Source organism: Flavobacteriales bacterium, assembly GCA_016124845.1.
Lineage (GTDB): Bacteria > Bacteroidota > Bacteroidia > UBA10329 > UBA10329 > UBA10329.
Genome location: WGMW01000022.1, coordinates 1 through 11,478, shown reverse-complemented (window position 1 = coordinate 11,478; position 11,478 = coordinate 1). Strand labels below are relative to the sequence as shown.

The window sequence follows — 11,478 nt, the reverse complement described above, 5'->3', positions numbered from 1 at the left end:
GGAAACCTTGAAGGTCTCAGCCAAAGAATGGAAAACCTGCCATTATCCAAAACCGATTTCGACCGCTACGAACGGAGCGTTGGCCTCCTACAGGAAGTTGTGGCGCAGATCAACAAGGATTTCCGCTTACAGGGTTTCGATGTGGAATTTTCTGGCGAAGGCGAAACCGCCTACCAAGAACTCACCGATCAGCTCAAACCTGTGATCGAATACATGCTCGAAAACCAGACCGAAACCTTTTGGAATCTGATCTACGGTATTGATCTGAGCGAAAGCAAGGTAAGACGCATTCTGTTCGGTAATGATGAAAACCTTGACGCCATCCGCGAACTCACCGACCTGATTCTGAAACGCGAATTGCAAAAGGTCGTGATCCGTTATTACTATTCAGGTAAACAACTTCCCTGAAATTCGCGTTTTGTCAAGGTAACGTATTCTTAACCCGCTTTGAGAATCGTACTTTTGCCACAACAAAAAAGAACAGGCACCGTCCCCGAGTAAATGGATCAATTTTCCTACCTCTCAAACATGGATGTTTCCGCTGTGGAACATCTTTACCAATCGTTCAAATCCGACCCTGAATCCGTATCAGAAGACTGGCGACAGTTCTTCGCTGGTTTCGACTTTGCGCAAGAGCTTTACGACCAGGATGATGCGACCTTTGGCATTCCAGCCAACGTCAAGAAGGAGTTCGATGTCATCAACCTGATCGATGCATACCGAAAGAACGGACACCTTTTTACGCGTACCAACCCCGTTCGTGAGCGTAGAAAATACTCGCCCACGTTGGCCAAAGAGAACTTTGAGCTGACCGATGATGACCTCAACACAACGTTCCGTGCGGGAACGATGATCGGTATCGGAGCAGCCACCCTGAAAGAGATCATTCAGCATCTGGAGAAAACCTACTGCGAGAGCATTGGCGTGGAGTACATGTACATCCGCAAACCAGAGGTTTTGGAGTGGATGCAAAAGATGCTGGAAAGCAACCAGAACCAACCGAATTTCTCGCTTGAGGAAAAGAAGCAAGTGCTTAAAAAACTCAGTCAAGCAGTACTTTTTGAGGAGTTTCTTGGTAAGAAGTTCACAGGCCAGAAACGTTTCTCGTTGGAAGGAGCCGAATCGCTCATTCCAGCTTTGGACATGGTTGTGGAAGAAGGAGCCGTGCTCGGAATAGAGGAATTCGTAATGGGCATGGCGCACCGCGGTCGTTTGAACGTGTTGGCCAACATTCTCAACAAGACCTACAAAGAGATCTTCACCGAATTTGAAGGGAAAGATTACGAAGACGCAGACATCGAAGGCGATGTGAAATACCACATGGGTTACACTTCGTACATGACCTGCGACAATGGCAAAAAGGTGAAGTTGAACCTTTGCCCCAACCCTTCGCACTTAGAGGCGGTTGACCCTGTGGTTGAAGGACTTTCAAGAGCGAAGATCGACCGAAAATTCAAAGGTGATAACAGCCGACTTTGCCCGATCTTGATCCATGGCGATGCTGCCGTGGCTGGACAAGGCGTGGTTTACGAAGTAGTTCAGATGGCCAAGCTCGATGGCTACCAAGCGGGCGGAACCATTCATATCGTCATCAACAACCAGGTTGGTTTTACCACCAACTATCTGGATGGCCGCTCGAGCATTTACTGTACGGATGTGGCCAAAGTGACGCATTCTCCTGTGTTCCACGTGAACGGAGATGACGTGGAAGCGGTAGCTCACACGGTTCGTATGGCCATGAAGTTCCGTCAGAAATACAAAAGCGATGTGTTTGTGGACCTGCTTTGCTACCGCAAGTACGGCCACAACGAAGGCGATGAGCCTCGTTTCACACAGCCTCAACTTTACGACATCATCGCGAAGCACCCGAATCCGTTGGCCATTTACAGCCAGCAATTGACCTCATCTGGCGTGGTAGGTGCCGATCTTGTAAAACACATGGAAGCCGATTTCAGCAAGATGCTGCAAGAGCGTTTGGATGAGTCGAAAGAAGTGCAGAAAGCTACAGTAACGCAGTTCCTCGAAGACACGTGGAAAGGTTATCGCTTTGCGAAAAAGGAAGATTTTGAAGTGTCTCCCGAAACGGGAGTTGAGGAGAACACACTGAAGGAAATTTCGAAGGTGCTGACCACGATTCCGAAGGATGTGAAGGTGTTCCGCAAAATGCAGAAGATCCTGAAAGATCGTGAGAATATGGTCTTTGAAACCGACAAATTGGATTGGGGCATGGCCGAACTGTTGGCTTATGGCTCCGTTCTGAAAGAAGGTCACGAAGTGCGTATTTCTGGTCAGGATGTGGAGCGCGGAACGTTCTCACACCGCCATGCCGTACTTAAAATTGAAGATTCAGGAGCGGAATATGTGCCGTTGGATCACTTGGGCGAAGGCCAAGGAGAATTCAACATTTACAACTCGTTCCTTTCTGAATATGCCGTGCTCGGTTTCGACTACGGTTACGCCTTCGGTTGCCCGAATTGCCTGACCATCTGGGAAGCGCAGTTCGGTGATTTCAACAACGGTGCGCAGATCATCATCGACCAGTTCATTTCCTCTGCTGAAGAGAAATGGAAAGGCATGAACGGCATTGTGATGCTGTTGCCGCACGGCTACGAAGGCATGGGCGCAGAGCACAGCAGCGCGCGCGTGGAGCGTTTCCTCATGCTTTGCGCAGACGATAACATGCAAATGGTGAACTGCACCACGCCAGCCAATTTCTTCCATGTGCTTCGAAGACAGATGAAGCGTGAGTTCCGCAAGCCGTTGGTCGTGTTCACACCGAAAAGCCTGTTGCGCCATCCACGTTGTACTTCATCGCTGAAGGAATTGGCCTCTGGCCGTTTCCAAGAAGTGATCGATGATGCAACTGCAGATCCGAAGAAAGTGGAGCGCGTGATCATGTGTACGGGAAAGGTTTACTATGACCTTCTTGAGAAGAAAGAGGAATTGAACGCGGAAGAGGTAGCCATCGTTCGTTTGGAGCAATTGGACCCTCTACCACGTACGCAGATCGCTAAGCTTCAGGAGAAATACGGAAAAGCCAAATGGGTTTGGGTTCAGGAAGAGTCGGCCAACATGGGCGCTTGGGCGCATCTGTTGCGCAAGCTTCGCCAAGTTGACCTTGAACTTGTTTCGCGTCCGTCTTCTGGTGCGCCAGCCACAGGCTCCGGGCAGCGACATCGAGCCGAGCAGGCAAAACTATTGGATCAAGCATTCGCCAACCTGAAGGTCACGGCTTAAAATCAAAATATGATAGTTCGCCTGTATGAACAAGGAACATGAAATAGCCACAGAGACGCAGAAAACACAGAGGTTTTCACAGAAAATCTGTGTTAGTGTGGCCAAAAAATGTCTCTTTTAGAGTATTGTACAAAAGCGAATCATCACAGTATCAAATCAGCAAACACCACAAAATGCCAGTTGTAGAAATTACCGTTCCGAGTCCTGGAGAGTCGATCACCGAAGTTGAAATCGCAACACTTCTGAAGGAAGATGGCGATTACGTTTTCCTTGACGAGGAGATCTGTGAAGTTGATTCAGACAAGGCCACATTGGCCATTCCAGCCGAGAAGGCAGGAACCATTACTTGGAAAGTTGCGGAAGGCGATGCGGTGCCTGTTGGCGGTGTGATCGCCACCATCGACACCGATGCCGAGGCACCTGCTGGTAGCGAAGCTCCGAAAGAAGAAAAAGCTCCAGATCCTGCACCTGCGAAGCAAGAGGCGCCACCCGCAGCTAAGGAAGAAAAGAAAGCACCTGTTGCTGCCGCCAAAGCTGATTCGTATGCAAGCGGAACGCCTTCTCCAGCGGCTAAGAAACTGATGAGTGAGAACGGAATTGGTGCCAACCAGGTGAAAGCCACTGGAAAAGATGGTCGCATTACCAAGCAAGATGTGCTGGCTGCGATGTCTTCAGGATTTGCGTTGGGCGATGCAGGTCAGAGTTGGGCTGGTGGTCGCGAAGAACGCAGAGAGAAAATGAGCATGCTGCGCAGGAAAGTGGCGGAGCGTTTGGTTTCTGTGAAGAACGAAACGGCCATGCTCACCACGTTCAACGAGGTGAACATGAAGCCGATAATGGATCTGCGCAACAAGTACAAGAACCAGTTTGCCGATTCTCACGGAGTGAACCTTGGTTTCATGAGCTTCTTCACCAAAGCGGTGACTGAAGCCTTGTATCATTTCCCTGCGGTGAATGCCATGATCGATGGTCAGGAATTGGTGTTCCACGATTACTGCGACATCGGTATTGCAGTAAGTTCTCCGAAAGGACTGATGGTTCCAGTTGTGCGCAATGCAGAGCAGATGAGCTTGGCCGAAATTGAGGCTGAGATCAAGCGTTTGGCCATCAAAGCGCGCGATGGAAAGATCACGGTAGAGGAAATGACTGGCGGAACATTCACCATAACGAATGGTGGAGTTTTCGGTTCGATGATGAGCACCCCGATTCTGAACCCACCACAGAGCGCCATTCTTGGAATGCACAATATCGTAGAGCGCGCGGTTGTGGAAGACGGTCAGGTCGTTGCTCGTCCGATGATGTACCTGGCGTTGAGCTATGACCACCGCATCATTGATGGAAAAGAGTCTGTTTCGTTCTTGGTGAAAGTGAAGAACATGCTCGAAAACCCTGCAACCATGCTATTCGGTGGTAAGACGGGCGAAGAAGTTCTTTTAGGACTTTGATTGGTCACCCTGAACTTGTTTCAGGGTCTACTGGATGCTGAACCAAGTTCAGCATGACATGCTACGAAAGGTTTTTGGAAACATCCTCCAAAACCTGCTCAACCGCAGGACATATTTCCGCGTTCTTCAAATGCAGCTTCAGTAATTGGTGCTGCTTTACACGGTCGGTGTGCGGGTATTCTCTACAAGCCTTTGGCCGATGTTCATAAATGGAACAGTAATTATCCGCACCTAAAAATGGGCATGGCATTGATTTGAAAACTTGGTCGCCATACTCATCCACACGAACGTATTGCTCCACAAACTCGGCATCTTTCATCCGAAGGTGCTTAGAAACTCGCTTGATGTCGGTGTCTGTTAAAAGTGGGCCAGTGGTTGTACAGCAATTGGCGCATTGCAAGCAATCGATACACGAAAACGCTTTCTCATGTGCCTCATGAAAAAGTGCATCCAACTGGCGTGGATTGACCTTTTTAAGCCGTTGAATTAGTTTCTTCCGTTCTATAGTCACGCGGGCGGAAATCACCCGTTAATGGCCACAACCTCCCTAACTTCTCCCGGAAGCCGGTTCTTTAGCAAGGTTTCGATACCATTCTTCAACGTTACCGTTGAGGAAGGACAGCCGCTACAAGCTCCACGGAGTACCACGTTCACCACTCCGTTCTCATAGCCTTTAAAGGTGATATTGCCACCGTCTTGCGCCACGGCAGGAGCGATCTCATTGTCCAAAATGGCAATGATCTTCTCTTCGAGGTCTGAACTTGGTTCAGAATGTACGCGTGTAGCAGCAATGTCTTCTTCGGTCTTCAAAGCACCTTCAGGAAGTTCGGTTACAATGGTTCCACCACCGTTCAGATAATCGCGGACGAACTCGCGGAGTTCCATCACCACATCTTCCCATGCGACCATATCAGACTTCATCAAAGTGATGAAATTGTACTGGATGAAAACCCCTGTAATGAACGGGAACGCGAACAGCTTCATTGCCAATGGGCTTCCCTTGGCATCTTCAAAACTGGTGTATTCGGCCAAGCCGCTTTCCAAAAGCACCCGATTGGCCACAAACTTCATTGTGGTAGGGTTGGGCGTAGCTTCAGCATAAATGGTGTATGGGACGGTCTTTTCCATGGGTTATTCAATCACGATTCTTCGCTGCAAAACGCCTTTGTCGGTTGAAATTCTGAGTACGTAGATTCCTTTGACATACGAACTCATATCGAATTCCTTTCTCCAATAAGAACGGGCAGACAGTTTGGTCTGATAAACCCGCTGACCCAAGACATTGTTCAACTCGACCTGCATTTCGGAAGCCGCATCCAACGAAACTTCTACGGCAAACTGGCCTGTGTTCGGATTGGGATAGACCACCAAATGCTGATCGGAAAGCACTTCCGTAATGCCAACACCGAACGGAACAACAACAATGCTCTGCGAAACCGTAGTGGTGCAGTTGTAGTTGATGGCCGTAAGCGTTATGGTGTATGTGCCTTCGTTGCTGTAAACGTGTATCGGATTCACCGTTGGATCCGTTCCCGTTCCATCCCCGAAATCCCATTGGTATTCGGTGGCATTCTGGCTGTTGTTGGTCAATTCCACATTGCCAAGACCCGAAAGCACAACTGTATCTGTGTTCATAGTAAATGCGGCCGTAAGGCCGATGTTCGGACAGTTCCAGTTCACATCCACTTCACTGTAAGCCGTATCAGAACAGATTCCGTTTGATGCGATCATGAACACGGGGCGCACTCCAACCGCAGCAAAGGCATGACTTGGACTCTGCTGTGTGACCAACGGAGTTCCATCACCGAAATTCCATGTCCAAGAATTGACCGCTGGCGTGGTCTGATCCTGAAATGAGACCGATGCTCCTAATGTGGCAGTGGACGGCCCTGAGAACGAAGCATTCAACGATGGGAATGTGTTTATATCAATCTGATCGGAAGCCTGACAGCCGTAAATATTGGTGATGGTCACATCGTAAGTACCACCTTGCGTAGGTTGATAGGTCTGCGATGTGGCACCTGGAATGCTCTGAGTTTCGTAAAACCACTCGTAGGTCGAACCTTGGTTCAGTGCATCCAAAACGGGAAAGGACTCATTCGCACACACGTTGATATCTGCCCCCAAGAAAACAGAGGGCTCACTCACCAGCACTTCCACCTCATCCTGCCCAGAACAGCCATCCTGTTCCACCACAGAAACCGCGTAGTTTCCCGGAAGGTTAACCTCCAATTCTATATCGTTGGTTCCGACCGGATTTCCGTTCAACGTCCATGAGTAATCGGCACTATCGATTCCAGCGTTAAGGACAGGCAGCGGATTTCCCGGACAGATGGCCTGATCGGGCCCAAGATCAACGGGCGTGATGGTGTAAATCTCCACGTATACACTATCCGTTCCCGAACAACCCGGACCGTAGCTTACCTCCACTCCATACGTTCCAGTAACTGTGGTTTCAAGGTGCTGTTGAGGAAGTCCTGTTGGAAATCCATTGAGATACCACATATATGTGGCACCGTCATTTCCTCCACCATCCAGCACCGGAAGCCCGCCAAGGAAGCAGGCGCGTAGGTCCGGTCCAAGATCTGGCTGCACCTGCTGCAACACATGAACCGTATCTACAGCTTTCGATGTTCCACAACAACTGGTGGTGATGAGTTCGATGACATAATCACCGGGCGTATTGAAGGTCACCGTTCCCGGATTCTGATCTGTAGAAGATGTAATGGAGCCTCCAGGAATGGTCCATTCGTAGGTTTCACCCACAAAAGTGGTGGAAAGGTCTGTTGATTCTCCTGCACAGATGGTGAAGCGTGAAGCATCGATGACAGGTGGGTCGAAATCCTCCTCCACCAAAATATAATTGGCATAGAAGTACGGAACCCCGTCCACAATAAGCGTCAAGTTCCTTGAACCGAGCAATCCTGAATACTGAACGGTATCGACCTGTTCGGTACTATTCTGTGGTTCGGCCCCGAAACCGAATATCCAATTGATAATCCCTGTAGCATTTGTTTCTACCCTTACGTTGGAGTTGGTACAACCGAAATACTCCACATGGATCTCCGGCTCCCAAGGATTGTAAATGTTGGGGTCGAGCGCAGGAGTTGCATCCAGTTGGTAAAGTCCTTTCCGCACACCATCCGAGCCTTTCCCGCCAGGGCCTCCAATGCCGCCATCGCCACCTCGGCCACCATCACCTCCTTCGCCATTGTTGCAACTGTGATTGGGGCCATTGTCGCCCAAAACACCTCCCATGCCTCCTTGCCCTCCAGGGCCACCAGGGCCGCCTGCTCCACCTTCACCTCCTTGACCACCATTACCCATCAGGTATCGGCAGTCTTGAATGACCCCATTGCTACCATTATTGTACGCAAAGACGCAGAAGATGCCTCCTCCGCCTTCGCCACCGATACCTCCCGCACCGGCCTGGCCACCTTCGCCACCTCCACCGCCACCAGCTCCCGAACCGGCAGTATTGTAGACCGTATCTCCATTATAAGGACTTGATCCCGAGGTCACACTCACGTTGATGGCAGCTGGCTCGCAACCTTTACCACCGCCACCGCCACCGCCACCGCCACCGGCACCGTTTGTCTGTCCAGGATCACCGGTAGTTCCGGTGCCTGGAACGTAGAAACCTCCTGCATAGGTAGCAACACCCTGAGAACCCGGATTGCCATCAATTCCTTCAAGGCCATCCGTACCTACACCACCTGCATTCAATTGAGTAGATGAACAATTTGTGTTCGCATAGGTCAACTCACATAGGCCAACTCCCCGCAATCCGCCATGTCCGTAACCCTGACCGACCCCGTTGCTACCGTCATTTCCCGGATTGGTGTACTCACTACTGGGCGTTACAACCCACGTACAAAAACCCAATACGCACTGCTCCATTACCTGAAAGCCGCCCCATTCGCCACCATCGCCCCCAGCTCCTCCGGCATTACTACCGGAGAATGAACCAGAACCACCGGCACCACCGGCACGACAGCAATTTCCTTCCTGCTCGCCTGTTTCACCGTCTGCTCCGTCTGCTCCGGGCAAACCCTGCTGGCCATTGGCTCCGGGCGACCCATCCGAAGCATTTCCAGTAAAGACCATGCAGCGCGAAATGTAATAATCTGAACATCCGGAGATGTAGATACCATAAATGCTCACACCACCCGCAGGTGCATCATCCACTTTGAGAGTGATGTCCTGAAAACGGAAATTGGACTGATTCTCCATCCGCACACCGATGAGGGCCTTGTTCACCACATCATAGTTGCTCGCATCGCGATGGAAGATGGTAGTATCGGCATTCGTTTTTATCCATGTTCCTGCTTCAAAACCTCCTTCAACCACCAGGTCTGATGGAATGTCGAGCGTTTCTGTCAGCTCGTAAACGCCATGCGCCAACCGCATGTGGTTGTTGGTAGGGTCTACGAGGGTGAAGGCGTACTGAAGTTCCGCAGGTGTATCGCGCGTGCCGGCAACACCGCTTGTGGCGCCCGTGGGCGAAACGTAAATGATGCCGCATTCCTGCGCATAACCGCTGCTGAAAGCCAGCAGCATCAACACTAAAAGGATCGGATTTCGGGATGTCTTCAACGCCATTCTCACAGGACTGACAATTTTACGGAAATTATGCCTCTGTACAGGTAACCGACCATGCAGTAAACGAGGCATTTCGCATATTTAACGGAAACTTGTAAACGAGGTTGTGCGAAATATGGGATTGATTAGGACATTGAACGGGAAGACGCCCCAACTTGGAAAGGATTGTTTTGTGGCCGAGAATGCTACGCTCATTGGCCGCATTACGGCCGGTGACAACTGTAGTTTCTGGTACAACTGCGTGCTACGTGGCGATGTGAACGACCTTATTCTGGGCGACCGCGTGAACATACAGGACGGGGCCGTGGTGCACGGAACCTTTGAAAAAAGTGCCACTCGCATGGGAAATGATGTGACCGTGGGCCACAACGCCATTGTGCATGGCTGCCATATACACGATAACGTGCTGATAGGCATGGGTGCCATTGTAATGGACAACGCCATTGTGCCCTCAGGTACCATTGTGGCGGCCGGGGCCGTGGTGCTGGAAAACCAAGTGCTGGAACCCAACGCCATCTATGCGGGCACACCCGCCAGAAAGGTGAAACAGCTTGACCCCGACACCTCTGCCGAAACCCTCAAAGGCATTGCTGCCAAGTATGTGATGTACAGCGGGTGGTATGGGAGTGGGAAGTGATCTGCTACAAATGCTGCTCAAAATCCATGCTCTGATGAAGCACCCGTACAACCAGAACACCATCGGGTATGGCCATGTAAAAGATAACGTGCGAACCATAGGTGAACCTTTTCAGCCCTTTGGACAACTCATCCGCCCCACGCCCCAGCCCGATATGGTCTGACAATACCAGAAAATGCTGCTCCATGGCCTGCACATAGCTTTTGGCCTGTGCGAGCCCGAATTGGAAAATGCCGTATTCGAAAATGTCCTCCAGATCGGTAGCTGCCGCCACCGATAGCCTATAGGCGGCCATCCTTGCGCAATTGTGCTTCCTTGGCAGTGAGGATGTCGGTGACCGACCTCGGGCTCACGCCACTCTTCAGACCTTCATCTATGGCCTCGCGCAAGGCCAACAGCTTCGCGTTCTTCTCCCTATCTTTTCTTACCAGCTCTCGCACGTATTCGCTTTCGTTGGCATACTCGCCCGATGCCACAAGCGATTGCATCCAGTTGCTGAGTGTGTCGGTAAAGGTGATGGATTTACGAATAGTTGCCATGCTGTATTGGAATCTGATAGAACGAAGATACGGAAATGTGGTGCTATATGGAACCGGCTGCTTTGCGTTGTTCTTCAAAAGCAGAGGAAGCTGTATGTAAGGTGGTACCTGCTTCCGACCAAGCGACCCTTCGGAACACTTGATACATTGGGGGGGGGGGGATCCGTGCATCAGGGTCGTCAACTTTTTGAAAGTTGACGACTCTCATTCTTATAGATCAGTCAGAGACTGATCGTGTTCTGTTCCACACAAGTCATCGTTCCGAAGACTTGCGCGAGCGGGGGAAGTAGCCAGTCGCCTTTACCTTCTTGTTCTGAGGCAATAGCCAGCAGAACTCACATTATAGCAATAATAATAATGATAACCGTAGGTCCCATGCCTGCCTCTTTCTCCTGTGATGCAAAAAGTAAAATCGCGACACTGATCCCACTCTTCCGGTAGAATCGCAAAACTGTATATGTATCGACAAGTTTTTAAGATTACGGGAATTATGTTGTCACTCTTTCCATCAAGACAAGTAGGTCTGCGATACTTCGTCTCCTTTGTCCAAGGAAACTGTATCGTGTCTCCACAAATGACAAGGTCTATCTCAACCAAAGAATCCCTTTTTTTACGGTGCATCTCATCACAGACTCGAATTTCAATAGAGTCCCGAGTTTGGGCATGAGAGTCCATAGTAAATGTCATCAAAAGAAACAGAGCTAAAAACCAGATGATAAATACTCCCATTCCAAGATAGCACTCGTCAAAATGCGATTGTCTCTCATTCCCCCGCTCACCCGAGTGTTCCGAAGGGTCACTCGTGTGGTGTTCAGTACGATCAGTTTCCGAACTGATCTTATTAGCTCTTTCTCTCATCTTCTTTTTCCTGTCCGTTGAAGCCGAAAACATAACTCCTACGTGCTTTTTCAAAACTATACTTTAAGGTCAGTTCATTTTTTTGGCGTACCGCCTTTAGTTCAGGCAGTTGGTCAGCTTGGTAATATGATAGTTTTCTGCAACCCATTTTTCAGAGTTG

8 protein-coding genes and 2 pseudogenes are annotated in these 11,478 nt (G+C 50.0%); 5 read left to right on the top strand and 5 right to left on the bottom strand.

Going from position 1 to position 11,478, the window contains the following annotated elements; translation table 11 throughout:
• The first annotated feature begins 27 nt into the window (after positions 1–27).
• The 3 genes from GC178_09780 (at position 28) to odhB (ending at position 4,682) form a co-directional block, all read left to right on the top strand.
• The gene (locus tag GC178_09780; GenBank protein ID MBI1287855.1) at positions 28–408 is read left to right on the top strand and encodes a hypothetical protein; all 381 of its coding nucleotides are present in this window, start codon (positions 28–30) and stop codon (positions 406–408) included.
• A gap of 93 nt (positions 409–501) precedes the next feature.
• Positions 502–3,237, top strand: coding sequence for a 2-oxoglutarate dehydrogenase E1 component (locus tag GC178_09775; protein ID MBI1287854.1), 2,736 nt, complete (start codon positions 502–504; stop codon positions 3,235–3,237).
• A 173-nt stretch (positions 3,238–3,410) separates the two neighbouring features.
• Entirely contained in the window at positions 3,411–4,682 is a 1,272-nt protein-coding gene (gene odhB, locus GC178_09770) for a 2-oxoglutarate dehydrogenase complex dihydrolipoyllysine-residue succinyltransferase (protein MBI1287853.1), read from the top strand.
• 61 nt (positions 4,683–4,743) lie between these two features.
• Here odhB and GC178_09765 read toward each other — a convergent pair whose 3' ends face one another.
• From GC178_09765 to GC178_09755, 3 genes and pseudogenes are all read right to left on the bottom strand, one after another.
• Positions 4,744–5,208, bottom strand: coding sequence for a YkgJ family cysteine cluster protein (locus tag GC178_09765; protein ID MBI1287852.1), 465 nt, complete (start codon positions 5,206–5,208; stop codon positions 4,744–4,746).
• Positions 5,205–5,810: a NifU family protein gene (locus tag GC178_09760; protein MBI1287851.1), complete on the bottom strand. Its 606-nt coding sequence runs from the start codon at positions 5,808–5,810 to the stop codon at positions 5,205–5,207. The genes GC178_09765 and GC178_09760 overlap by 4 nt, the downstream gene beginning before the upstream one ends.
• A gap of 324 nt (positions 5,811–6,134) precedes the next feature.
• A pseudogene (locus GC178_09755) lies at positions 6,135–7,187 on the bottom strand (PKD domain-containing protein).
• A gap of 643 nt (positions 7,188–7,830) precedes the next feature.
• On the opposite strand from GC178_09755, the pseudogene GC178_09750 reads away from it, so the two are divergent.
• Both GC178_09750 and GC178_09745 read left to right on the top strand, forming a co-directional pair.
• Positions 7,831–7,992, top strand: a pseudogene (locus tag GC178_09750) (DUF3494 domain-containing protein).
• Positions 7,993–9,399: 1,407 nt separating this feature from the next.
• Positions 9,400–9,921: a gamma carbonic anhydrase family protein gene (locus tag GC178_09745; GenBank protein ID MBI1287850.1), complete on the top strand. Its 522-nt coding sequence runs from the start codon at positions 9,400–9,402 to the stop codon at positions 9,919–9,921.
• A gap of 4 nt (positions 9,922–9,925) precedes the next feature.
• Here GC178_09745 and GC178_09740 read toward each other — a convergent pair whose 3' ends face one another.
• On the bottom strand, positions 9,926–10,216 hold the full coding sequence (locus GC178_09740; protein MBI1287849.1) for a hypothetical protein: 291 nt from the start codon (positions 10,214–10,216) through the stop codon (positions 9,926–9,928).
• Positions 10,203–10,460: a type II toxin-antitoxin system ParD family antitoxin gene (locus GC178_09735; GenBank protein MBI1287848.1), complete on the bottom strand. Its 258-nt coding sequence runs from the start codon at positions 10,458–10,460 to the stop codon at positions 10,203–10,205. The genes GC178_09740 and GC178_09735 overlap by 14 nt, the downstream gene beginning before the upstream one ends.
• Positions 10,461–11,478 lie beyond the last annotated feature (1,018 nt).

What these genes read in the sequence shown, in the direction of transcription:
- GC178_09780 (MBI1287855.1), top strand. Translation starts at nt 28, where the DNA reads ATGGAAAACCTGCCATTATCCAAAACCGATTTCGACCGCTACGAACGG.
- GC178_09775 (MBI1287854.1), top strand. Translation starts at nt 502, where the DNA reads ATGGATCAATTTTCCTACCTCTCAAACATGGATGTTTCCGCTGTGGAA.
- odhB (MBI1287853.1), top strand. Translation starts at nt 3,411, where the DNA reads ATGCCAGTTGTAGAAATTACCGTTCCGAGTCCTGGAGAGTCGATCACC.
- GC178_09760 (MBI1287851.1), bottom strand. Translation starts at nt 5,810, where the DNA reads ATGGAAAAGACCGTCCCATACACCATTTATGCTGAAGCTACGCCCAAC.
- GC178_09745 (MBI1287850.1), top strand. Translation starts at nt 9,400, where the DNA reads ATGGGATTGATTAGGACATTGAACGGGAAGACGCCCCAACTTGGAAAG.
- GC178_09740 (MBI1287849.1), bottom strand. Translation starts at nt 10,216, where the DNA reads ATGGCCGCCTATAGGCTATCGGTGGCGGCAGCTACCGATCTGGAGGAC.
- GC178_09735 (MBI1287848.1), bottom strand. Translation starts at nt 10,460, where the DNA reads ATGGCAACTATTCGTAAATCCATCACCTTTACCGACACACTCAGCAAC.